This is a genomic window from Cellulosimicrobium sp. SJTW-1, assembly GCF_047716875.1.
Taxonomy (GTDB): Bacteria; Actinomycetota; Actinomycetes; order Actinomycetales; family Cellulomonadaceae; genus Cellulosimicrobium; species Cellulosimicrobium funkei.
Map to the genome: position 1 here is coordinate 1,117,899 of NZ_CP136680.1, position 23,859 is coordinate 1,141,757.

At 71.1% G+C, this 23,859-nt stretch carries 16 protein-coding genes; 13 read left to right on the forward strand and 3 right to left on the reverse strand.

Features of this window, described 5'->3' with window-relative positions:
* Window positions 1-180: 180 nt before the first annotated feature.
* On the forward strand, window positions 181-897 hold the full coding sequence (gene rplA, locus RSE42_RS05055) for a 50S ribosomal protein L1 (protein ID WP_034653773.1): 717 nt from the start codon (window positions 181-183) through the stop codon (window positions 895-897).
* A gap of 116 nt (window positions 898-1,013) precedes the next feature.
* Here the strand turns inward: rplA and RSE42_RS05060 are convergent, their stop codons facing one another.
* The 3 genes from RSE42_RS05060 to RSE42_RS05070 form a co-directional block, all read right to left on the reverse strand.
* Complete coding sequence (locus RSE42_RS05060) at window positions 1,014-2,309, reverse strand: glycosyl hydrolase family 18 protein (protein ID WP_415298048.1); 1,296 nt, start codon at window positions 2,307-2,309, stop codon at window positions 1,014-1,016.
* 210 nt (window positions 2,310-2,519) lie between these two features.
* Window positions 2,520-3,074, reverse strand: a complete 555-nt coding sequence (locus RSE42_RS05065) for a hypothetical protein (protein ID WP_415298050.1) — start codon at window positions 3,072-3,074, stop codon at window positions 2,520-2,522.
* Entirely contained in the window at window positions 3,071-3,478 is a 408-nt protein-coding gene (locus RSE42_RS05070; protein WP_021483202.1) for a DUF4383 domain-containing protein, read from the reverse strand. Before RSE42_RS05070 ends, RSE42_RS05065 begins: the two co-directional genes overlap by 4 nt.
* A 354-nt stretch (window positions 3,479-3,832) precedes the next feature.
* Here RSE42_RS05070 and RSE42_RS05075 point away from each other — a divergent pair, with 354 nt between their 5' ends.
* From RSE42_RS05075 to tuf, 12 genes are all read left to right on the forward strand, one after another.
* A complete protein-coding gene (locus RSE42_RS05075) occupies window positions 3,833-4,468 on the forward strand; it encodes an RNA polymerase sigma factor (protein ID WP_415298051.1) in 636 nt (211 codons plus the stop codon).
* Window positions 4,465-4,962 (forward strand): hypothetical protein, encoded by a 498-nt coding sequence (locus RSE42_RS05080; protein ID WP_034653625.1) that lies wholly within the window; start codon window positions 4,465-4,467, stop codon window positions 4,960-4,962. The genes RSE42_RS05075 and RSE42_RS05080 overlap by 4 nt, the downstream gene beginning before the upstream one ends.
* Window positions 4,963-5,107: 145 nt before the next feature.
* Window positions 5,108-6,895, forward strand: coding sequence for a S8 family serine peptidase (locus RSE42_RS05085; protein ID WP_415298053.1), 1,788 nt, complete (start codon window positions 5,108-5,110; stop codon window positions 6,893-6,895).
* Between the two features lie 11 nt (window positions 6,896-6,906).
* Entirely contained in the window at window positions 6,907-9,477 is a 2,571-nt protein-coding gene (locus RSE42_RS05090; protein WP_396050692.1) for a CHAT domain-containing protein, read from the forward strand.
* 268 nt (window positions 9,478-9,745) lie between these two features.
* Complete coding sequence (gene rplJ / locus RSE42_RS05095) at window positions 9,746-10,276, forward strand: 50S ribosomal protein L10 (protein WP_024840304.1); 531 nt, start codon at window positions 9,746-9,748, stop codon at window positions 10,274-10,276.
* Window positions 10,277-10,389: 113 nt separating this feature from the next.
* Window positions 10,390-10,782 (forward strand): 50S ribosomal protein L7/L12, encoded by a 393-nt coding sequence (gene rplL / locus RSE42_RS05100; RefSeq protein WP_024840305.1) that lies wholly within the window; start codon window positions 10,390-10,392, stop codon window positions 10,780-10,782.
* A gap of 546 nt (window positions 10,783-11,328) precedes the next feature.
* Window positions 11,329-14,841, forward strand: coding sequence for a DNA-directed RNA polymerase subunit beta (gene rpoB / locus RSE42_RS05105; protein WP_021479867.1), 3,513 nt, complete (start codon window positions 11,329-11,331; stop codon window positions 14,839-14,841).
* 116 nt (window positions 14,842-14,957) lie between these two features.
* The gene (locus RSE42_RS05110) at window positions 14,958-18,839 is read left to right on the forward strand and encodes a DNA-directed RNA polymerase subunit beta' (protein ID WP_021479868.1); all 3,882 of its coding nucleotides are present in this window, start codon (window positions 14,958-14,960) and stop codon (window positions 18,837-18,839) included.
* Window positions 18,840-19,295: 456 nt separating this feature from the next.
* Window positions 19,296-19,670 (forward strand): 30S ribosomal protein S12, encoded by a 375-nt coding sequence (gene rpsL, locus RSE42_RS05115; RefSeq protein WP_021479869.1) that lies wholly within the window; start codon window positions 19,296-19,298, stop codon window positions 19,668-19,670.
* Window positions 19,670-20,140: a 30S ribosomal protein S7 gene (rpsG, locus tag RSE42_RS05120; protein ID WP_021479870.1), complete on the forward strand. Its 471-nt coding sequence runs from the start codon at window positions 19,670-19,672 to the stop codon at window positions 20,138-20,140. Before rpsL ends, rpsG begins: the two co-directional genes overlap by 1 nt.
* Before the next feature lie 117 nt (window positions 20,141-20,257).
* Window positions 20,258-22,360: an elongation factor G gene (gene fusA, locus RSE42_RS05125; RefSeq protein ID WP_021479871.1), complete on the forward strand. Its 2,103-nt coding sequence runs from the start codon at window positions 20,258-20,260 to the stop codon at window positions 22,358-22,360.
* A 127-nt stretch (window positions 22,361-22,487) separates the two neighbouring features.
* The gene (gene tuf, locus RSE42_RS05130; RefSeq protein WP_021479872.1) at window positions 22,488-23,684 is read left to right on the forward strand and encodes an elongation factor Tu; all 1,197 of its coding nucleotides are present in this window, start codon (window positions 22,488-22,490) and stop codon (window positions 23,682-23,684) included.
* The last annotated feature ends 175 nt before the right edge of the window (window positions 23,685-23,859 follow it).

A 23,859-nucleotide genomic window follows, 5' to 3' on the forward strand; every position in this document is an offset into this window, starting at 1 on the left:
AGCGAGCGCGGAGGTAGGACGAGCGCCAGCGAGTCCTGCCGGAGCGTGAGCGGCGCTCGGCCCGAGCAGACGATGCGTCGGGCCGAGCGTGGCAACATCGGAAGTGTCCGTCCACGACCGTGGGCGGCAGTGGCAGGGTCCGCGCGGACCCGCTGACCACGACTGCAGAAGGAGAAGCAGATGGCAACGCGCAGCAAGGCGTACCGCAACGCCGAGGAGAAGATCGACCGCGAGCGTCTCTACGCGCCGCTCGAGGCGATCCGTCTCGCCAAGGAGACGTCGACCGTGAAGTACGACGCGACCGTCGAGGTCGCGTTCCGCCTCGGTGTCGACCCGCGCAAGGCGGACCAGATGGTCCGTGGCACGGTCAACCTCCCCCACGGCACGGGCAAGACCGCCCGCGTCATCGTCTTCGCGAACGCGGCGAAGGCGGAGGAGGCCCGTGCGGCCGGTGCCGACGAGGTCGGCGGCGACGACCTGATCGAGAAGGTCGCCGGTGGGTACACCGACTTCGACGCCGCCGTGGCGACGCCGGACCTCATGGGCAAGGTCGGTCGTCTGGGCAAGGTGCTGGGCCCCCGTGGTCTCATGCCGAACCCGAAGACCGGCACCGTGACGATGGACGTGGCGAAGGCCGTGTCGGACATCAAGGGCGGCAAGATCGAGTTCCGTGTCGACAAGCACGGCAACCTGCACTTCATCATCGGCAAGGTCTCGTTCGACGAGAAGGCGCTCGTGGAGAACTACGCGGCGGCTCTCGAAGAGGTCCTGCGTCTCAAGCCGTCGTCCTCGAAGGGCCGGTACATCACCAAGGCCACGCTGACGACGACGATGGGCCCCGGCATCCCGCTGGACCAGTCCAAGACGACGAAGCTGCTCGAGGACGACGCCGCCTGACGGCAGTCCTCCCCGCGGACGGTCCTCCGTCCGCACCACGCACGACGGCGCGGCACCCGACCAGGGTGCCGCGCCGTCGTCGTCTCAGCAGGTCGCCCGAGGGTCCGCCGGCCGGGTCAGCAGGCGCCGAGGTCCTTCCAGACGCCCCACTGCCCGCTCTGCGCGGGGTTCTCGTTGGTGGTCCACCACTTGGCCTCGTAGGTGCGGCCCTGGTGGGAGACGCGGGCGCCACCGGTGTAGACGGCGGAGGCCGACCACGCGGTCGCGGTGCAGGTCCCGGGGTTGGTGGGGTTCGTCGGGTTGGTGGGGTTGGTGGGCTCGGTGGGGTTGGTCGGCTCCGTGGGCGTGGTCGGACCGCTCGCGAGGCGGCCGCCGATCACGGACGCGACCTGGTAGCCGTTGGTCTTGTCCCAGTTGATCGACCAGGTCATGACGCCGCCGATCTTGCCGTACGGCTTCGCGGGCTTGAAGGCGCCGCAGCCGGTGCCGACCTCGAGGCAGTCGACGGCCTTGACGACGTTCGCGAGCGGCTGGTAGCCGCCGCCCGCGGCGCGCGGCACGGCCGGGACGCCGATGCCCACCTGGTCGGCGCGCAGGCCCATCTCGAGCTGGATGCAGGTGAGCGCGGTGAGGAAGTCGACCGTGCCCTGCGAGTAGACCTGCTGGTTGCAGCCCATCATCGAGCCGGAGTTGTAGTACTGGGTGTTGACGATCGTGAGGATGTCCTTGATCGCGAGGGTGAGCTGGTAGTACCCCATGCTCGTCGCCTGGTAGTCGATCGTCTGCGGCGCCATGGTGAGGATCAGGCTCGGACCGACCTTCGCCGCGAGCTGGTGGAGGGCGCTCGACATGTACGTGGCGTTGATGCCGTGCTCGAGGTCGATGTCGACGCCGTCGAACCCGTACTTCTGCATGAGCGCGTACGTGGTGTCGGCGAAGTTCTTCGCCTCGGTCGCGTTCGAGACGATGACGTTCCCCTTCTCGCCGCCCACGGAGATGACGACCTTGCGGCCCTGGGCCCGGATGGCCGCGACGTCGGCCTTGAACTGGGCCTCGGTGTAGCCGCCGAGCTCCGCGCTCGCGAGGTTGAAGGTGATGCCGCCGGGGGTCCCGGCGAGGTTGTCCGCGAACGCGATCGCCACGAGGTTGTACGCCTGGGGGACCTCGGACAGGCGCATCGTCACGGAGCCGTTGTCGAAGTTGTGCCAGTAGCCGGTGAGCCACTGCGTGCTGCCCGACGACGCGGCGGCGCTCACGGGAGCGGCGGGGGCGGCGGACGGCGCCGCGGCGGTCGCGGGCGCGGCGGCGAGCGCGCCGCCCGCGACGACGGTCGCCGCGGCGACGACGGAGGCGAGGGCGCGCAGCGCGCGCCCGGTGAGGCCGCGCGTGCGGCCGGGGAGGACTGTTCTCACGGAGGTGCTCCTCGTGCTCGGGCGGGGCGCGTCGTCGCGCCTCGCCGGTCCGCACCCGCGGTGTGGGTGCAGGGGTCGCTCCCGACGCTAGGCCCGGTGCCCTCCGCGCGGCATGAGGGATTCCCCCGAACTTCGGGCCCCGCGGTTACGGGAGAACTCGTACCCTCCGGAAGACGTGGCGCCGCTCCGGGCGCAGCCGCCGTCGGGCCCTCACGGCGCGGTGCCGGGGCCGCCGTCGTGGGCCTGGCCGTGACCCGGCAGGTGCCCCAGGGCGGGCAGGTGGGACCCGTGCGGGACGGCGTGCCGCGCGGCGTCGGTCCCGCCGAGACCGAACGTCGCGACGGCGGCGACCACGACGGACACCGAGAAGAGCGCGACGAGCCGCGCCCCGGCGCGCGGCGGCGGGCCGTCGGCGGGGACGCGCGCCGGTCGGGCGAGGACGCACGCCGACGCGACCCGCAGGGCGGCCGCGGCGGCCGCACCCGCGGAGAGCGGCACGCCGGACACGACGGGCACGGCCACCCCGGCGACGGTCGCGACGAGGAGCAGGGCGATCCCGACGCGCGGGACCGCCGTCGGGCGCCCGGGCCGCGGTCCGCGGGCGAGGAGCACGAGCGCGACGACGAGCTCCCCGGCCCCGGTGGCCAGCGCGAGCAGGCCGGACGGCGCCGGGAACGCGCCCCGGACGAGCCCGAGGTCGACGATCCCGGCGCCGAGCAGCGCGAGCGCGGCGCCGACGCGGCGGGTCGGGACGGGCGTCGTCATGCCGTGACGGCGCGGCCCGCGTCCTCGCGGTCCGCGGCGAGCCCGACGCCGAGGAGCAGCAGCGCGCTGGCGAGGTGCAGCACGTTGTCGGCGCCGTTGAGCGCGATGATGTTGGCGCCGGTGTCGACGAGGAACAGCCCCACCACGCCGACGAGGAGGTACACCGCGCCGATCGCGACGTTCGTGCCGCGCGCGGCCCGGACGCTGCGCGACGCGAGCAGCAGCGCCGCCCCGATGCCGAGGTGGACGATGTTGTGCAGGGGGTTCACCTCGAACAGCAGGAGGTTGCGGCCCTCGGTGGCGGCGAAGCCGACCCCCGACGTCACGACGAAGCCGGCGAGGCCGACCAGCAGGTAGACGGTGCCGAAGACGGCTGCGAGCAGGCGGTTCGGGGACGAGGTCATGGTGGTCTCCGCTCGGTGGTCGCGCGGCCTCTCCGCGCGTCGCCCCGGGTTCGGAGCGGTGCGCGATCCGGACGGGTCCGCCGGTGCGGGTCCCGGACCGGGATCGCTCCGGACGGAGCAGACCGCGATGTATCAGACGGGCGGTCCGCCGCTCTCGTCCGGGTGGAGGAGCGCCGACCGGACGCTCCCGCCCGTGTGCCGGAGGGACGAGATGCGACGCAACCGCACGAGCCGGGAGGGGTGTGACCAGTGACGATGGTTGTCGACCCCACCGGCCCGGCCGTAGAATCAGGCGCTTCCGGGGACCCCCCGCTGATGCCTGACCGGACGAGCGTGCCGAGGACAGTGCGCCCCATGACCAGAACGACCGACGAGGTGGCCGACACCGGCGAACCGGGCCTCAGCCTGGGGGACCGGGGCGCGTTCGCGCTCCTGGAGTACCGCGACGGCCGCCCGGAGGCGCTCGGGGACTTCGTCCGCGAGGCGTCCCCCCTCCTGTGGCACACGGTGCGCGCGCAAGGCGTGGAGCGCGAGCAGGCCGACGACCTCGTCCAGACGGTGTGGGTCGCGCTCGTGCGCAACGCGATGACCATCAAGGAGCCGCACGCCGTCCTCAAGTGGCTGCTCATCACGGCCAAGCGCGCGGCCTGGGAGGCCGTGCGCAAGCACCGCGACGAGGCCCGACGGCGCACCGAGCTCCCGGACGACACCGACGAGGGCGTCCCCGAGCTCCCGTCGGGCGACCCGACGCCGGAGGTCGAGGTGCTCCGCAACGAGCGCGACCGCTCCCTCTGGGCCGCGCTCGACCGGCTGCCGGAACGCTGCCGCCAGCTCCTGCACCTCGTGTCGCTCGCCGACCGTCCGGACTACAAGGCCATCTCGGCCGCCATCGGCATGCCCGTCGGGAGCATCGGCTCCACGCGGGGCCGCTGCCTCGCCAAGCTGCGCGACATCATCGACGACCAGGGGGAACCGTGGGAAGCATCATGAGCACCGAGCCGACGCACAGCCCCGACGAGCCGCTCGACGCCGTCGACCTCGCACTCCTGGCCGACCTCGCGCGGATCGCCGAGGAGATCGACCCCGTCCCGGACGGCCTCGTCGAGCGGTCGCTCTTCGCGATCACGCTCGCCGGGCTCGAGGCCGAGGTCATGGAGCTGGAGTACGTCCAGGCCCCCGCGACGTCCGTGCGCGGCGACGCGCCGCCCGTCGAGGCGCGCACGATCACGTTCACGTCCGAGTCCGTCACGGTGATGATCTCGCTGTCCCCGACGGACGACGGCCGCATCCGCATCGACGGCTGGGCCGCCCCCGCGACGGCGCTGCGCGTCGAGCTGCACCGCCCCGGCGTGGTGAGCGAGACGACGAGCGACGACGACGGCCGCTTCGTCTTCGAGGCCGTCGACCGCGGCCCGGCGAGCCTCGTGGTCCGCCGCGCCGACGGCGCCGGCGGTGCCGTGAGCACGCCGGTCGTCGAGCTCTAGCACCCGGTGGGCCGCGGGCGACGCCCGCGGCCCACCGACCGCAGCACCAGCAAACCCTTCCCCCCGCGCAGCGCTGCGCGGGCGGTCGCCCGTCGACGACGACGCGCGCGGCACCGGACGAACGTCATCTCCCGAGGAGGAGCACGTGAGCGAGACCCCTGAGCCCCCCGCCGCGGCGGACCCCGGCTTCTTCGGTGACCGGCCGAGCCGGCTCCAGTGGCGCACCCGCACGATCGACCCGGTCGCCGCGCAGCGTCGCGCCGGGCAGCAGTCCCCGCACCCGACCTGGTACGTGGGCGACCGGATCCTCATCCCCGAGTCGCCGTTCGACCGCGAGGGGAACCGCTCCCTGCGGTGGCTCGAGCGCGCGGCCGAGCGCCTCCGCCTTCGCGTGGAGGTGCAGCAGGAGAGCATCGACGACGCCGAGCTCGTGCGCGAGGCCGACCTCGACCCGGAGACGACGACCGACCTGCTCCGCACGTTCGGCTACTCCGTGCGCCTGCGCTACCGCGACGACACGCAGGGGGAGCTCCCCGACGCCTGGCGCCTCGTCGAGGAGCTGAGCGGACGACTGTGCCCGGACGACCGGCACAGCCCGCGGCTCGCGCTCGACCACATGGTCGCGCCGACCCCGTTCATCGGCGGCCAGCCGTACACCCAGCCGTTCCCGTACACGCAGCCGCACCCGTACACCCAGCCTCATCCCTACACGCAGCCGCACCCGTACACCCAGCCCCATCCCTACACGCAGCCGCACCCCTTCGCGGGCACCGCGGAGTACTCCCTGCCGGGCTCGGGCGGCCGCACGCCGGTGAGCTGGATCGGGCCCGTGCCGCGCCGTGCGCTGCCCGCGGGGGACACGCCGTGGGTCGCGGGCGACGGCGTCCGTCGCCCCGTCGTCGCCGTGCTCGACACCGGCGTCGGCGAGCACCCGTGGTTCGACGACGACCTCGAGACGCGCGGCACGATCGTCGTGCGCGACCCCGAGCTGCTCGGTCAGCCGCTGTCGACCCTGCCGCCGACGGAGTACCCGTACGAGGACCCGGAGATCGGCGGCGTGTCCGTCTCGCCCCTGACCGGTCCGCTCGACCCGGTCGCGGGCCACGGGACGTTCATCGCGGGCCTCGTGCACCAGCTCTGCCCGGACGCCGTCATCCTCGCCCCGCGCCTCTACGGCGGGTCGGGCATCGTGCCCGAGCGCGACCTGCTGCGGACGCTGCGCCGCGTGCTCCTGTGGCACGTGCTCGGCCTGGCCGGTCGCGACGGCTACGCGCCGATCGACGTCCTCGTGCTCTCTCTCGGGTACTACCACGAGCGCCCGGAGGACGCGGACTTCGACGCCCCGTTCGGGGCGCTCATCCGCGCGCTGCGCCGGTACGGGGTCGTCGTCGTCGTGTCGTCGGGCAACGACGGCCAGACCCGCCCGACCTACCCCGCGGCGTTCGCCCCCCGCATCAACCGGAAGGCGGAGCCGCCCGTGCCGCTCGAGGGGGTGACGCTGCTCCTCGACGAGCCGCCGGTCCTCACGGTCGGTGCGGAGAACCCCGACGGGACGGTGTCGCTCTTCAGCAACGACGGCCCCTGGATCACGTGCACCCGCCCGGGCGCGGCCCTCGTGTCCACGATCCCGCGCACGATCGACGGCGCCGTCGCGCCCTCGCGCCACGTGCAGGAGCTGTGGGGCCCGGGATACCGCGCCACGATCGACCCCGAGGGGTTCCAGGGCGGGTTCGCGACGTGGAGCGGGACGTCGTTCGCGGCGCCCGTCCTCGCGGGCGAGCTCGCGGCGTCCCTGCTCGAGCGGATCGCCGACGACCCGACGGACCCGGGCGTCCTGCAGCCCGGCCAGGGCGCGCCGGGCCGCTGCGCCTGGCTGTGGCCGTCCATTACCCTGGCGACGGGTCTGGTCCCGACCCCGGGTGACGACGCATGAGGTGATGAGCGGTGGTGCGCAGCGGCCGGGAGGTGCTCGAGGCCCGGCTGGCCGCTGCGCAGGCCGTGAACGCGCGCGGCCAGCACCGGCGCGCGAGCCGCGCGTTCGCGCAGATCGTCCAGGACGTCGACGCCGTGGGCGAGGGCGCGAGCCGGGACGACGCCTACCTGGCCGCGCGCGCCCTGCTGGGGCTCGCGCTCGCCGAGTTCGAGCTGACGGGCGACGTCGACGGCGCCTACGAACGGCTCGCCGAGGTCGAGGCGCGCGGCGCCGCGCTGGCCAGGCGCGACCTGGCTCTCGTCGTACGGTCGCAGCGCGGGCTCCTGCGGCTGCGGACCGGCGACGTCGCCGCCGCGCTGGACGAGATGGAGGCGGCGGCCGAGGTCATCGACGACGCGCGCCCCCTCGACGCGGCCGTCCTGCTGCTCAACCTCGGCTCCCTGCGCCTCGAGCTGGGCGACGCCGAGGGGGCGAGCCGCGACCTCGACGACGCCGTCCACCGGGCCACCGCGCTCGGGGACCAGCTCCTGGTGTCCAAGGCCCGGCACAACCTCGGGTACGCGGAGTACCTGCGCGGCGACCTGCCGGTCGCCCTGCGCGCCATGGACGAGGCCGCGGCGCAGGCGCCGGACCGGCACGCCGCCGTCGGGCTCATCGACCGCGCGCAGGTGCTGCTCGACGCCGGCCTGCTCACGGAGGCGGACGAGGCGCTGAGCGAGGCGCGCGAGCACCTCTCCCGCTACCGCATGCTGCGCGACCTCGCGGAGGTCGAGCTGGTCCGGTCGCGCGTCGTGCTCGGCCTGCGGCGGTACGCCGAGGCGCGGCGCCTCGCCCGCTCGGCGTCGCGCCGGTTCGACCGCCTCGGCAACAGGCCCTGGGTGCTGCGCGCCCGCGTCGCGGAGCTCCAGGCGGCGCTCACGGAGCACCGCGCGACACCCGTGGGCCCGGCGCGCGCCCGTCGGCACGCGACCTGGGCGCTCGACCTCGCGCACGACGGCGAGACCCTGGGCAGCGTCTCGGGCCTCGGGATCAAGGTCCCGGCGCAGCTCCTCGCCGTCGAGTGGCTCGTGTCCGCGGGCGACGTGCGCGGGGCGCAGGAGGTCCTGCGGGCCGTGCCCCCGCGGCTCGGCCGCGCGCCGCTCCCCGTCCGGCTCCAGCACGAGGCGGTCCTCGCGCAGCTCGCGTTCGTGGCGGGCGACCGGCGTGCCGGCGTCCGCGCCGTGCGGCGGGGCCAGGCGGCGCTCGCGGACCACCGCGCGCGGCTGGGGTCGGTGGACGCGGTGACGGCGTCCGCGGTGCACGGCGTGCGGCTCGGCAACGTCGACGTCGAGGCGGCGCTGCGCACCCGGCGCCCCGGGACGATCTTCGACGCCGTCGAGCGCGGCCGGGCGGCGTTCGCCGGGACGGGCCGCGTGCGCCCGCCCGCGGACCCGGTCCTCGCGGACCTCCTCGCCGCCGCCCGGCGCGAGGTCGAGGCGGCCCGCGCGCTGGGGGCGCCCTCGGACGCGGCCAGCCTCGCGCGCCGGCAGGACCACCTCCAGGCGGCGCGGCGCCTCCAGGACGACGCACGACGGCGCTCCTGGCAGCACGGGGGAGGGGCCGCCGCCCCGGTCCCCGCGTCGGAGCGGCGGCTGCGCGCCATGCTGGCCGACGCCGGGTCCGACGCGGTCGTGGCCGACCTCATGCTGGACGGCGACGACGTGCTCGCCGTCCGCGTCAGCGCCCGGGGCTCTCGGCTCGTGCGCCTCGCGTCGCGCGCAGCGGTCGCCGAGCAGGTGCGCCGTGCGCGCGCGGACTTCGCGGTCCTGTCGAACGTGCTCATCCCGGTCCCCATGCGCGAGGCCGCCGTCGGCTCGCTGTCCCGGACGCTGGCCGCGCTCGACGACGCGCTCGTCGTCCCGCTCGAGGCGGACGGCGACCTCCACGTCGCTGCCCGCGACCTGCTGCTCGCGCTGCCATGGGCCTCGCTGCCCTCGCGGCGCGGGCTGCGCACGTGGGCGAACTCGTGGGTGGACCTGCGCGTCGGCGAGCCGGTGCGCCGGGCGGACGAGGCGCTCGTCGTCGCCGGACCGGGCCTGCGCTTCTCCGGCGCCGAGGCGAAGCTCGTCGCGTCCGTCTGGGAGGGTGCCGAGGCGCTCACGGGGGAGGAGGCGACGTGCGAGGCCGTCGTCGACGGGCTGCGCACCGCGGGGGTCGTGCACCTGGCCGCGCACGGCACGCACGAGACCGACAACCCGTTGTTCTCGTCGCTGCGGCTCGCCGACGGTCCGCTGTTCGCGCACGAGCTCGACGGGACCGACCTGCACGGCGTGGTCGTCGTGCTGTCGGCGTGCGAGGTGGGGCTCTCGACGCCGCGCATCGGCGGCGAGTCGCTCGGCCTGACGAGCGTCCTGCTGCGGCTCGGCGCCCGCGCGGTGATCGCGAGCGTGGCCCCGCTGCGCGACGACGTCGCGGCGCGCGTCATGCCGTCGCTCCACGCCGAGCTGCGCGACGGCGCCATGCCGGGGACGGCGCTCGCCCGGGCGGTCGCCGACGAGCCCGAGCCGGTACCGCTGGTCTGCTTCGGCCCGCTGGTGCTCTGACGGCACGGGCCGCGGTTTGGAGCACGCGCCGTCGTCCCGTACGATGAGCGTGTACCCAAGACCGCCGGTCGTCCGACGCTGCCCGCAGACTCCGTCTGCAGGACGTGACGGACCGAAGTCCCGCCCACGAGGCGGAGGCCAGCGCAGGTAGCGAATCGACGACGTCCGCCCGGTCCCGCCGCGCGTGCGACTGCGAGCCCCGCGCCTGCGCGGGGCTCTTTCTCGTTCCGGGACGGACGCCGGTGGTACCACCACCGGAAGGATTGCCATGGCGAGGCCGGACAAGGCAGCCGCAGTCGCCGAGATCTCGGAGAAGTTCCGCGACTCGAACGCTGCCGTGCTGACCGAGTACCGCGGGCTCACCGTCGCGCAGCTCAAGCAGCTGCGTCGGTCGCTCAGCGGCAACGCAACCTACGCCGTGGTGAAGAACACGCTGACCGCCATCGCGGCCAAGGAGGCCGGTGTCGAGGGACTCGACGCCGACCTGCAGGGTCCTTCGGCCATCGCCTTCGTCACCGGGGACCCGGTCGAGGCAGCCAAGGGTCTGCGTGACTTCGCCAAGGCGAACCCCGCGCTGGTCATCAAGGGCGGTGTCCTCGACGGGCGCCCCCTGACCGCCGCGGAGGTCACGAAGCTCGCGGACCTCGAGTCCCGCGAGGTCCTGCTGGCCAAGGCGGCCGGCGCGATGAAGGCCAAGCTCTTCCAGGCTGCCTACGTCTTCACCGCGAACACCGCCCAGGCCGCCCGCGTCATCGATGCCCTGCGTCAGAAGCAGGAATCGGAGGGCGCTGCCGCCTGATCCCGTGACCGGGCTCGCCCGGTCCCGCGATCGACGCAGCGCAAGCACAACACCCCGCTTCTGGCAGGCCCGCCCCGGGCCGCTGCCGAGCACCGACCGAAAGGAACGCCATCATGGCGAAGCTCAGCACCGACGAGCTCATCGAGCAGTTCAAGGGCCTCACCCTCATCGAGCTCAACGAGTTCGTGAAGGCCTTCGAGGAGACCTTCGAGGTCACCGCCGCCGCCCCCGCCGCCGTCGCGGTCGCCGCCCCCGCGGGTGGCGCCGGTGGCGACGCCCCGGCCGAGGAGGAGAAGGACGAGTTCGACGTCATCCTCGAGGCTGCCGGCGACAAGAAGATCCAGGTCATCAAGGAGGTGCGCGCGCTCACGTCCCTCGGCCTGAAGGAGGCCAAGGACCTCGTGGACGGTGCCCCGAAGCCGGTCCTGGAGGGCGCGAACAAGGAGACGGCCGAGAAGGCCAAGGCTGCCCTCGAGGGCGCCGGCGCCACGGTCACCCTCAAGTGATCGCACCGGTCCCGTCCTGACGGGACCGGTCGCACGCCGCACGAGGCCCGCACCCCGCCCGGGGTGCGGGCCTCGTCGTTCCCCGGGGGCGGCGCCGGGCGGGCGGGAGGGCCCGGGGGCGGCCCCGCGGCGTCGCGCGGCGTCGCGCGGCGTCCTGGGGCGACCGGGATCCGACGGCGTCGGCGCACCGGCTTCACGGAACGGCCACGAGTGTGCCACCATGTGCGGGTCGACGACGCAGGACAGCGAGGTCGACAGCAGCAGGTTCAGGGCCCGCACGGCGGGCCGGAGGACGGGCGACGAGGCTCGTGCGAGTACCGGCGAGGCGCGCAGCGTCCGGGGCCGGGCGGGGGAGTGTGCCCCGAGGTTGTGTGGCGACGCCTTCTTGGGGTATGCTCACGCTTTGCGCTGTCCTGTGCCCCCGATCTCATATACCCCCGACCCCCTCGACGACGTACGTGCGCGTCCGCGAGGTGTCGTGGCGGCGGTGATCGTGTCCAGCCCGGCCGGTGCAGCGTTCTTTCGATCTGCAGGGAAGGACCCCTCTTGGCTGCCTCGCGCACCCCTTCTGCTCCGTCCGCCGACGCCATCGCGAACCGCACCGCATCGCGTCGCCTCTCCTTCGCCAAGATCTTCGAGCCGCTCGAGGTCCCCGACCTGCTGGGCCTCCAGACCGAGAGCTTCGACTGGCTGCTCGGCAACGAGGCGTGGCAGGCGCGCGTCGCCGCCGCGGCCGAGGCCGGGCGCCAGGACGTGCCCTCGACGTCGGGTCTCGAGGAGATCTTCGAGGAGATCTCCCCGATCGAGGACTTCGGGTCCTCGATGTCGCTGTCGTTCTCCAACCACCGCTTCGAGCCGCCGAAGTACACGGCCGACGAGTGCAAGGAGAAGGACTTCACGTACGCCGCGCCGCTGTTCGTCACCGCGGAGTTCGTCAACTACAACACCGGTGAGATCAAGAGCCAGACGGTCTTCATGGGCGACTTCCCGCTCATGACCGAGCGCGGCACGTTCATCATCAACGGCACCGAGCGCGTCGTCGTCTCGCAGCTCGTCCGCTCGCCCGGCGTCTACTTCGAGCGCGCCGCCGACAAGACGAGCGACAAGGACATCTTCTCCGCGAAGATCATCCCGTCGCGCGGTGCCTGGCTCGAGTTCGAGATCGACAAGCGCGACGCCGTCGGCGTGCGCGTCGACCGCAAGCGCAAGCAGTCCGTGACCGTGCTGCTCAAGGCGCTCGGCCTCACGGAGTCCGAGATCCGCGAGCAGTTCGCGGACTTCCCGTCCGTGCTCGACACGCTCGAGAAGGACCACGTCCACACGCAGGACGAGGCGCTCGTCGACCTCTACCGCAAGATCCGCCCGGGCGAGCCGCCGACGGTCGAGGCCGGCCGCGCGCTCCTCGAGAACTTCTACTTCAACCCGAAGCGCTACGACCTCGCGAAGGTCGGTCGCTACAAGGCGAACAAGAAGCTCGGCATCGACGCGCCGCTCAGCGACTCCACGCTGTCGGTCTCGGACGTCGTCGCGACGATCAAGTACCTCGCGGCGCTGCACGCGGACCACGCGAGCATCCCGGGCACGCGCAACGGCGAGGCCGTCGAGGTGCGCGTCGAGACGGACGACATCGACCACTTCGGCAACCGCCGCATCCGCGCCGTCGGCGAGCTCATCCAGAACCAGGTCCGCACGGGCCTGTCCCGGATGGAGCGCGTCGTGCGCGAGCGCATGACGACGCAGGACGTCGAGGCGATCACGCCGCAGACGCTCATCAACATCCGCCCGGTCGTGGCGTCCATCCGCGAGTTCTTCGGCACGTCGCAGCTCTCGCAGTTCATGGACCAGAACAACCCGCTCGCGGGCCTGACGCACAAGCGTCGTCTCTCGGCCCTCGGCCCGGGTGGTCTCTCGCGCGACCGCGCCGGCATGGAGGTCCGTGACGTCCACCCGTCGCACTACGGCCGCATGTGCCCGATCGAGACCCCTGAGGGTCCGAACATCGGTCTGATCGGCTCGCTCGCGTCGTACGGGCGCATCAACCCGTTCGGCTTCATCGAGACGCCGTACCGCAAGGTGACGGCGGGCAAGGTGACCGACGAGGTCGTCTACCTCACGGCCGACGACGAGGACCGCCACGTCATCGCGCAGGCGAACCAGACGCTCAACGCCGACGGTTCCTTCGCGGACGAGCGCGTGCTCGTGCGCACCAAGGGCGGCGAGGTCGAGATCGTCCCCGGCGCGCAGGTCGACTACATGGACGTCTCGCCGCGCCAGATGGTCTCGGTCGCGACGGCGCTCATCCCGTTCCTCGAGCACGACGACGCGAACCGCGCCCTCATGGGTGCGAACATGCAGCGCCAGGCCGTGCCGCTGGTCCGCTCCGAGGCCCCGCTCGTCGGGACCGGCATGGAGTGGCGCGCGGCCGTCGACGCGGGCGACGTCGTCGTCGCGACGAAGCCCGGTGTCGTCACCGAGGTCTCGGCCGACCTCGTGCTCGTCGCGAACGACGACGGCACGACCGGCAGCTACCGGATCGCGAAGTTCCGCCGCTCGAACCAGGGCACGAGCTACAACCAGCGCGTGCTCGTCGACGAGGGCCAGCGCGTCGAGCCCGGCTCCGTCCTCGCGGACGGCCCGGCGACCGACGAGGGCGAGCTCGCGCTCGGCCGCAACCTCCTCGTGGCGTTCATGTCGTGGGAGGGCCACAACTACGAGGACGCGATCATCCTCAGCCAGCGTCTCGTGCAGGACGACGTGCTCTCCTCGATCCACATCGAGGAGCACGAGGTCGACGCGCGCGACACCAAGCTCGGCCCCGAGGAGATCACGCGGGACATCCCGAACGTCTCCGAGGACGTCCTGGCGGACCTCGACGAGCGCGGCATCATCCGCATCGGTGCCGAGGTCGGCGCGGGCGACGTCCTGGTCGGCAAGGTCACGCCGAAGGGCGAGACCGAGCTGACCCCGGAGGAGCGCCTGCTGCGCGCGATCTTCGGCGAGAAGGCGCGCGAGGTGCGCGACACGTCCCTCAAGGTGCCCCACGGCGAGTCCGGCACGGTCATCGGCGTGCGCGAGTTCAACCGCGAGGACGGCGACGAGCTGCCCGCGGGCGTGAACCAGCTCGTGCGCGTCTACATCGCGCAGCGCCGCAAGATCACGGACGGCGACAAGCTCGCCGGCCGTCACGGCAACAAGGGCGTCATCTCCAAGATCCTGCCCGTCGAGGACATGCCGTTCCTCGAGGACGGGACGCCGGTCGACGTCGTCCTCAACCCGCTGGGCGTCCCCGGTCGTATGAACGTGGGCCAGGTCCTCGAGACCCACCTCGGGTGGGTCGCGAAGCAGGGCTGGGACATCTCGCTCGCCGACGGCAAGGACCTCTCCTGGCGGGAGAACGTCCCCGAGATCGCCGCGACGTCCGAGCCGGGCCGTCCCGTCGCCACCCCGGTGTTCGACGGCGTCCACGAGGACGCGCTCACGGGCCTGCTCTCGACGACCATCCCGAACCGCGACGGCGACCGCATGGTCGGCGCCGACGGCAAGGCGCGTCTCTTCGACGGCCGCTCCGGCGAGCCGTTCCCCGAGGCCGTGTCGGTGGGCTACATGTACATCCTCAAGCTCCACCACCTGGTCGACGACAAGATCCACGCGCGCTCGACCGGCCCGTACTCGATGATCACCCAGCAGCCGCTCGGTGGTAAGGCGCAGTTCGGCGGTCAGCGCTTCGGCGAGATGGAGGTGTGGGCCCTCGAGGCGTACGGCGCGGCCTACACGCTCCAGGAGCTCCTCACGATCAAGTCGGACGACGTGCCCGGTCGCGTCAAGGTCTACGAGGCGATCGTCAAGGGCGAGAACATCCCCGACTCGGGCATCCCGGAGTCCTTCAAGGTCCTCCTCAAGGAGATGCAGTCGCTGTGCCTGAACGTCGAGGTGCTCTCGAGCGACGGCGTGTCCATCGAGATGCGGGAGTCGGACGACGACGTGTACCGCGCAGCCGAAGAGCTCGGCATCGACCTGTCGCGCCGCCCCAACGCGGCGTCCAGCGTCGACGAGATCTGATCTCGGGCAGGTGGGAGCGGGTCACCCCGCTCCCACCGACGACCCCCACACCAACCGTCTTTTTGGCGTCGGGGCCGGCCACGGCCGGTCCCGGCAGGCGAAGGAAGTAGGACAACTTGCTCGACGTCAACGTCTTCGACGAGCTGCGTATCGGCCTGGCCACGGCCGACGACATCCGTGCGTGGTCGCACGGTGAGGTGAAGAAGCCCGAGACCATCAACTACCGCACCCTCAAGCCCGAGAAGGACGGACTCTTCTGCGAGAAGATCTTCGGCCCCACCCGGGACTGGGAGTGCTACTGCGGCAAGTACAAGCGCGTGCGCTTCAAGGGCATCATCTGCGAGCGCTGCGGCGTCGAGGTGACGCGCTCGAAGGTGCGTCGTGAGCGCATGGGCCACATCGAGCTCGCCGCGCCGGTCACGCACATCTGGTTCTTCAAGGGCGTGCCCTCGCGCCTCGGCTACCTGCTCGACCTCGCCCCGAAGGACCTCGAGAAGGTCATCTACTTCGCGGCGTACATGATCACCTCGGTCGACGAGGAGGGCCGCCAGGAGGACCTCCCGAACCTCCAGAACGAGATCGACCTGGAGAAGAAGGAGATCGCGGACGCCCGCGACAACGACATCAACTCCCGTGCCCAGAAGCTCGAGGCCGACCTGGCCGAGCTCGAGGCCGAGGGTGCCAAGGCCGACGCGCGCCGCAAGGTCCGCGACTCGGCCGAGCGCGAGATGGCGCAGATCCGCAAGCGCGCCGACGCCCAGCTCGACCGTCTCGAGCAGGTGTGGGACCGCTTCAAGAACCTCAAGGTCGCCGACCTCGAGGGCGACGAGATGCTGTACCGCGCCCTCCAGGACCGCTACGGCACCTACTTCGAGGGCTCGATGGGCGCCGCGGCGATCCAGAAGCGTCTCCAGGACTTCGACCTGGAGGCGGAGGCCGAGTCCCTGCGCGAGACCATCCGCTCGGGCAAGGGCCAGCGCAAGACGCGTGCCCTCAAGCGCCTCAAGGTCGTCAACGCGTTCCTCACCACGACGAACTCGCCCACGGGCATGGTGCTCGACGCCGTCCCGGTCATCCCGCCGGACCTGCGCCCGATGGTGCAGCTCGACGGTGGCCGCTTCGCGACGAGCGACCTCAACGACCTGTACCGCCGCGTGATCAACCGGAACAACCGCCTCAAGCGTCTCCTCGACCTGGGTGCGCCGGAGATCATCGTCAACAACGAGAAGCGGATGCTCCAGGAGGCCGTGGACTCGCTGTTCGACAACGGCCGCCGTGGTCGTCCGGTCACCGGCCCGGGCAACCGCCCGCTCAAGTCCATCTCGGACATGCTCAAGGGCAAGCAGGGTCGTTTCCGTCAGAACCTGCTCGGCAAGCGCGTCGACTACTCGGGCCGTTCGGTCATCGTCGTCGGCCCGCAGCTCAAGCTGCACCAGTGCGGCCTGCCGAAGCAGATGGCGCTCGAGCTGTTCAAGCCGTTCGTCATGAAGCGCCTCGTGGACCTCAACCACGCGCAGAACATCAAGAGCGCGAAGCGCATGGTCGAGCGTGCCCGCCCGGTCGTGTGGGACGTGCTCGAAGAGGTCATCACCGAGCACCCCGTGCTGCTCAACCGTGCACCGACGCTGCACCGCCTGGGCATCCAGGCGTTCGAGCCGCAGCTCGTCGAGGGCAAGGCGATCCACCTGCACCCGCTCGTCTGCGCCGCGTTCAACGCGGACTTCGACGGTGACCAGATGGCCGTCCACCTGCCCCTGAGCGCCGAGGCGCAGGCCGAGGCCCGCATCCTCATGCTCTCGAGCAACAACATCCTCAAGCCGTCGGACGGCCGTCCGGTGACCATGCCCTCGCAGGACATGATCATCGGTCTGTACCACCTGACGAGCGACCGCGAGGGCGCCGAGGGCGAGGGTCGTGCGTTCGGCTCGGTGGCCGAGGCGATCATGGCGTTCGACCAGGGCACCCTGGACCTCAACGCCCGGGTGAAGATCCGCACGACGGACCTCGTCCCGCCGGTCTCCGGCTTCGAGGCTCCCGAGGGCTGGGAGGAGGGTCAGCCGATCCTCTTCGACACCACGCTCGGTCGCGCGCTGTTCAACGAGACGCTCCCCGTCGACTACCCGTACGTGAACTCGGTCGTCGACAAGAAGCGCCTCTCGGCGATCGTCAACGAGCTCGCGGAGCGCTACCCGAAGGTCGAGGTCGCGGCGTCGCTCGACGCGCTGAAGGCCGCCGGCTTCCGCTGGGCGACCCGCTCGGGCGTCACGATCGCGATCTCCGACGTGGCGACGCCCAAGGAGAAGGCCGTCATCCTCGAGCAGCACGAGGAGCGCGCGCTCAAGGTCCAGCAGCAGTACGACCGTGGTCTCATCACGGACGACGAGCGCCGTCAGGAGCTCATCGAGATCTGGACCCAGGCGACGGACAAGGTCGCGTCGGTCATGCGCGAGAACCTCGAGGCGAACGACCGCAACACCGTGTACCGCATGGTCGGTTCGGGTGCGCGTGGTAACTGGATGCAGGTCCGTCAGATCGCCGGTATGCGCGGTCTCGTGGCGAACCCGAAGGGCGAGATCATCCCGCGCCCGATCAAGTCCAACTACCGCGAGGGCCTGTCCGTCCTCGAGTACTTCATCGCGACGCACGGTGCCCGCAAGGGTCTGGCGGACACCGCGCTGCGGACCGCCGACTCGGGCTACCTCACGCGTCGTCTCGTGGACGTGTCGCAGGACGTCATCGTCCGCGAGGAGGACTGCGGCACCGAGCGCGGCCTGACCCTGCCGATCGCCGAGGAGCTCGCGGGCAAGCTCGTGCGCCACCCCAAGGTGGAGACGAGCGTCTACTCGCGCACCCTCGCGGCCGACCTGGTCGACCCCGACGGGAACGTCGTCGGCAAGGCCGGCGACGACGCGGGCGACGTCCTCATCGACGCCGCGGTCACCGCGGGCGTCCGCGAGGCCAAGGTCCGCTCGGTCCTCACGTGCGAGTCGCGCGTCGGCACGTGCGCCAAGTGCTACGGGCGCTCGCTCGCGACGGGCAAGCTCGTCGACATCGGCGAGGCGGTCGGCATCATCGCCGCCCAGTCGATCGGTGAGCCCGGCACGCAGCTGACGATGCGTACCTTCCACACCGGTGGTGTCGCCTCCGCGGACGACATCACGCAGGGTCTGCCGCGTGTCACGGAGCTCTTCGAGGCCCGCACCCCCAAGGGTGAGGCGCCCATCGCGGAGTTCTCGGGCCGCATCGCGATCGACGACTCGGAGCGCTCGCGCCGTCTGGTGCTCACGCCGGACGACGGCTCGGAGGAGATCGCCTACCCGGTGACGAAGCGTGCCCGCCTGCTCGTGCAGGACGGCGACCACGTGAACGTCGGCACGCAGCTCGTCCAGGGTGCGGTGGACCCGAAGAAGGTCCTGCGCATCCTCGGCCCGCGCGCCACGCAGAAGCACCTGGTGGACGAGGTCCAGGAGGTCTACCGCTCGCAGGGCGTGGACATCCACGACAAGCACATCGAGGTCATCGTGCGGCAGATGCTGCGTCGCGTGACCGTGCTCGACTCGGGCGACTCGCACCTCCTGCCGGGCGAGCTCGCCGAGCGCGGCCGCTTCGAGGACGCGAACCGTCGCGCGGTGGCGGAGGGTGGCCAGCCGGCCTCCGGCCGTCCGGAGCTGATGGGCATCACGAAGGCGTCGCTCGCGACGGACTCGTGGCTCTCGGCCGCGTCGTTCCAGGAGACGACGCGCGTGCTCACCGAGGCGTCGATGAGCGGTCGTCGTGACCCGCTCCTCGGCCTCAAGGAGAACGTCATCATCGGTAAGCTCATCCCGGCCGGTACCGGTCTTCCCCGGTACACCAAGGTCCAGGTCGAGCCGACCGAGCAGGCCAAGACGGAGCTCTACCCGAGCTTCGGCTACGACGAGATCGACTTCCCGGCGCTCGGCATGGGCTCCGGCGAGGCGATCCCGCTCGAGGACCTGGACTTCGGCGACTACCGCTGACGTCCCACGACGGGTGCCCGTCGGCTGCCGCGCCTCGCGCGCGGTGGCCGGCGGGCACCCGTCGTCGTCCCTCCTGCGGGACGACGACGAGCCCGGGGGAGCGGCCGTGCTCGCGACCTGCTCCTTTGACTCCTTGCCGGGTGGCAGGTAGCCTGGTAAACCGTGCCCGCGCCGTCGGGCCCTCCGTGATGTCCCTGGCGGGACGGTGCGGGCGAGCGATCGTCGCACACCGCCGCGTGGCGGTCTCCGGACGGGCCGATGTGAGTGCCCGGGCACTCCGGATCCCGGTCCTGGTGGCGCGCTCGCGCCCACGGCCCGGAGCCGGACCATCGAGCCGGTGGTAGGTGGCTGCTGCAGCGTCTCTCGCGCTGCGGGTGCCTCGTGCGATCGGCTCCAGCAGCCCGCACGACCACCATCGGGGATAGCCCCGGTAGCTCGAGAAGACACGGAGACGTAGTGCCTACGATCCAGCAGCTCGTCCGCAAGGGGCGGACCTCGAAGGTGGGGAAGTCCAAGACTCCCGCCCTCAAGGGCTCCCCGCAGCGGCGCGGTGTGTGCACGCGCGTGTACACCACCACCCCGAAGAAGCCGAACTCCGCGCTGCGCAAGGTCGCTCGCGTGAAGCTCTCCTCCCAGGTCGAGGTCACGGCCTACATCCCCGGCGTCGGCCACAACCTCCAGGAGCACTCCATCGTGCTCGTGCGCGGCGGTCGTGTGAAGGACCTCCCGGGTGTGCGCTACAAGATCGTGCGCGGCGCGCTCGACACGCAGGGCGTGAAGAACCGCAAGCAGGCCCGCAGCCGCTACGGCGCCAAGAAGGAGAAGAGCTGATGCCTCGCAAGGGCCCGGCCCCGAAGCGGCCGCTCATCGTCGACCCGGTCTACGGGTCTCCCGTCGTCACGCAGCTCATCAACAAGGTGCTGCTCGACGGCAAGAAGTCCACCGCCGAGTCGATCGTCTACGGCGCCCTCGAGGGCGTCCGGGCGAAGACGGACGGCGACCCGGTCGTCGTGCTCAAGCGCGCGCTCGAGAACGTCCGCCCGGCGCTCGAGGTCCGCTCGCGCCGCGTCGGTGGTGCGACCTACCAGGTCCCGGTCGAGGTGCGCCCGGCGCGTGCGACGACCCTCGCGCTGCGCTGGCTCACGGACTACTCGCGCGCCCGTCGCGAGAAGACCATGACGGAGCGCCTCATGAACGAGATCCTCGACGCGAGCAACGGCCTCGGCGCCGCGGTCAAGCGCCGTGAGGACATGCACAAGATGGCGGAGTCCAACAAGGCCTTCGCCCACTACCGCTGGTAGTCCGCACGACGGGCCCCGGGGACCGGAGCGGTCCCCGGGGCCGTCGGCGGGTCGAGGCCGGTCACCCCGGTCCGAGCAGCGCCCCCGACTCAACCCATCTAACGAGGGAAGCAGACCGTGGCACTTGACGTGCTGACCGACCTGAGCAAGGTCCGCAACATCGGCATCATGGCCCACATCGATGCCGGGAAGACCACGACCACCGAGCGCATCCTGTTCTACACGGGTGTGAACTACAAGCTCGGCGAGACGCACGACGGCGCGTCCACGACCGACTGGATGGAGCAGGAGAAGGAGCGCGGCATCACGATCACGTCCGCCGCCGTCTCGTGCTACTGGAACAAGAACCAGATCAACATCATCGACACGCCCGGCCACGTCGACTTCACGGTCGAGGTCGAGCGCTCCCTGCGCGTGCTCGACGGCGCCGTCGCCGTCTTCGACGGCAAGGAGGGTGTCGAGCCGCAGTCGGAGACGGTGTGGCGCCAGGCGGACAAGTACAACGTCCCGCGCATCTGCTTCGTCAACAAGATGGACAAGCTCGGCGCGGACTTCTACTTCACCGTCGACACGATCATCAACCGCCTCAAGGCGAAGCCGCTGGTCATCCAGCTCCCGATCGGTGCCGAGAGCGACTTCACCGGTGTCGTGGACCTGCTCGAGATGAAGGCGCTCGTCTGGCACGGGGAGACCCAGCTCGGCGAGGCGTACGACACCGAGGAGATCCCCGCGGACCTGGTCGAGAAGGCCCAGCAGTACCGCAGCGAGCTCGTCGAGGCCGTCGCGGAGGCCGACGAGGAGCTGCTCGAGAAGTACCTCGGTGGCGAGGAGCTGACGATCGCCGAGCTCAAGGCCGGCATCCGCAAGCTCGTCATCGCGGGCGAGGCGTTCCCGGTCCTGTGCGGCTCCGCGTTCAAGAACAAGGGCGTCCAGCCCATGCTCGACGCGGTCATCGACTACCTGCCGTCGCCCCTCGACGTGCCGGCCATCGACGGTCACGACCCGAAGGACGAGGAGAAGGTCATCCAGCGTCACCCCGACGCCTCGGAGCCGTTCTCCGCGCTCGCCTTCAAGGTCGCGGCGCACCCGTTCTTCGGCAAGCTCACCTACGTGCGCGTGTACTCCGGTCGTGTCGAGCCCGGCCAGCAGGTCGCGAACTCGACCAAGGGCAAGAAGGAGCGCGTCGGCAAGATCTTCCAGATGCACTCCAACAAGGAGAACCCGGTCGACGAGGCGAGCGCCGGTCACATCTACGCGGTCATCGGCCTCAAGGACACCACGACCGGTGACACGCTGAGCGACATGGCGAACCCGGTCATCCTCGAGTCGATGAGCTTCCCCGAGCCCGTCATCGACGTGGCGATCGAGCCGAAGACGAAGGCCGACCAGGAGAAGCTCTCCACGGCGATCCAGAAGCTCGCCGAGGAGGACCCGACCTTCCGCGTGAAGCTGGACGACGAGACCGGCCAGACCGTCATCGGCGGCATGGGCGAGCTCCACCTCGACATCCTCGTCGACCGCATGCGTCGCGAGTTCAAGGTCGAGGCGAACGTCGGCAAGCCGCAGGTCGCGTACCGCGAGACGATCCGCCGCAAGGCCGAGAAGATCGAGTACACGCACAAGAAGCAGACCGGTGGGTCCGGGCAGTTCGCGAAGGTCCAGGTGACCTTCGAGCCGCTCGACACGTCCGAGGGCGAGCTCTACGAGTTCTCCAACGCGGTCACCGGTGGTCGCATCCCGCGCGAGTACATCCCCAGCGTCGACGCCGGCATCCAGTCCGCGATGGAGCTCGGCGTGCTCGCCGGCTTCCCGCTGGTCGGGGTGAAGGCGATCCTGCTCGACGGCGCCTACCACGAGGTCGACTCCTCGGAGATGGCGTTCAAGATCGCCGGCTCGATGGTCCTCAAGGAGGGCGTCAAGCGGGCGGACCCGGTTCTGCTGGAGCCGGTGATGGCGGTCGAGGTGCGTACGCCCGAGGAGTACATGGGCGACGTCATCGGCGACCTGAACTCACGTCGTGGAATGATCCAGTCCATGGAGGACGCGACGGGTGTGAAGGTCGTCCGGGCCCACGTACCGTTGTCAGAGATGTTCGGGTACATCGGTGACCTCCGGTCCAAGACCCAGGGTCGTGCGGTGTACTCGATGCAGTTCGACAACTACGCCGAGGTTCCTCGGAACGTTGCCGAAGAGATCATCAAGAAGACCCGGGGCGAGTGAGTCCCCACAGGTCGAAGACCCGCACAACCATCAACCTGTAGGAAACCGCAACGCCCCGCGGATGTAGGATCTCTCGGTCGACATTCGCAACGTTCGGCACATCTACCCAAGTCCCAGGAGGACCCCAGTGGCTAAGGCCAAGTTCGAGCGGACCAAGCCGCACGTCAACGTCGGCACCATCGGTCACGTCGACCACGGTAAGACGACGCTGACGGCAGCGATCTCGAAGACGCTCGCGGACACGTACCCGGACCTGCCGGCGAACACGCAGCGCAACTTCGACGAGATCGACGCGGCCCCCGAGGAGAAGCAGCGCGGTATCACGATCAACATCGCGCACATCGAGTACGAGACGCCGAAGCGCCACTACGCGCACGTCGACGCCCCGGGTCACGCCGACTACATCAAGAACATGATCACCGGTGCCGCCCAGATGGACGGCGCGATCCTGGTGGTCGCCGCGACCGACGGCCCGATGGCCCAGACGCGCGAGCACGTCCTGCTCGCCCGCCAGGTCGGCGTGCCGTACCTGCTCGTGGCGCTCAACAAGTCCGACATGGTCGACGACGAGGAGATCCTCGAGCTCGTCGAGATGGAGGTGCGCGAGCTCCTCTCCTCGCAGGAGTTCGACGGTGACAACGCGCCGGTCGTGCGCGTCTCCGGTCTCAAGGCGCTCGAGGGCGACCCCGAGTGGACCGCGAAGATCCTCGAGCTCATGGAGGCCGTGGACGAGAACGTGCCCGAGCCCGTCCGCGAGCTCGACAAGCCGTTCCTCATGCCCGTCGAGGACGTCTTCACGATCACCGGTCGTGGCACCGTCGTCACCGGCAAGGTGGAGCGTGGCACGCTCGACCTCAACTCGGACGTCGAGATCGTCGGCATCCGCTCGCCCCAGAAGACCACGGTCACGGGCATCGAGACGTTCCACAAGCAGATGGACCAGGCTCAGGCCGGCGACAACACCGGTCTGCTCCTGCGCGGCATCAAGCGCGAGGACGTCGAGCGCGGCCAGGTCGTCGTGAAGCCGGGCTCGATCACCCCGCACACGCAGTTCGAGGCGCAGGTCTACATCCTGGGCAAGGACGAGGGCGGCCGTCACAACCCGTTCTACTCGAACTACCGTCCGCAGTTCTACTTCCGCACGACGGACGTCACCGGCGTCATCACGCTGCCCGAGGGCACCGAGATGGTCATGCCCGGCGACAACACCGAGATGACGGTCGAGCTGATCCAGCCGATCGCCATGGAGGAGGGCCTCGGCTTCGCCATCCGTGAGGGTGGCCGCACCGTCGGCTCGGGCCGCGTCACCAAGATCCTCAAGTGATCTGACGCTGCCTCCGCAGCACCTCGTCGAAGGCCCGGTCCCGTCCGCGGGGCCGGGCCTTCGGCCTGCGGTCACCGTCACACCGGCGTCGCGTCGTCCCGACTTGGACGACGGCGGCTTCGTGTGGCAGACTGTTCAGGTTGCCTGTTACGGGTGCGCTCTTTCACGTGTCGAA

What these genes read in the sequence shown, in the direction of transcription:
- rplA (WP_034653773.1), top strand. Translation starts at nt 181, where the DNA reads ATGGCAACGCGCAGCAAGGCGTACCGCAACGCCGAGGAGAAGATCGAC.
- RSE42_RS05065 (WP_415298050.1), bottom strand. Translation starts at nt 3,074, where the DNA reads ATGACGACGCCCGTCCCGACCCGCCGCGTCGGCGCCGCGCTCGCGCTG.
- RSE42_RS05070 (WP_021483202.1), bottom strand. Translation starts at nt 3,478, where the DNA reads ATGACCTCGTCCCCGAACCGCCTGCTCGCAGCCGTCTTCGGCACCGTC.
- RSE42_RS05075 (WP_415298051.1), top strand. Translation starts at nt 3,833, where the DNA reads ATGACCAGAACGACCGACGAGGTGGCCGACACCGGCGAACCGGGCCTC.
- RSE42_RS05080 (WP_034653625.1), top strand. Translation starts at nt 4,465, where the DNA reads ATGAGCACCGAGCCGACGCACAGCCCCGACGAGCCGCTCGACGCCGTC.
- rplJ (WP_024840304.1), top strand. Translation starts at nt 9,746, where the DNA reads ATGGCGAGGCCGGACAAGGCAGCCGCAGTCGCCGAGATCTCGGAGAAG.
- rplL (WP_024840305.1), top strand. Translation starts at nt 10,390, where the DNA reads ATGGCGAAGCTCAGCACCGACGAGCTCATCGAGCAGTTCAAGGGCCTC.
- rpsG (WP_021479870.1), top strand. Translation starts at nt 19,670, where the DNA reads ATGCCTCGCAAGGGCCCGGCCCCGAAGCGGCCGCTCATCGTCGACCCG.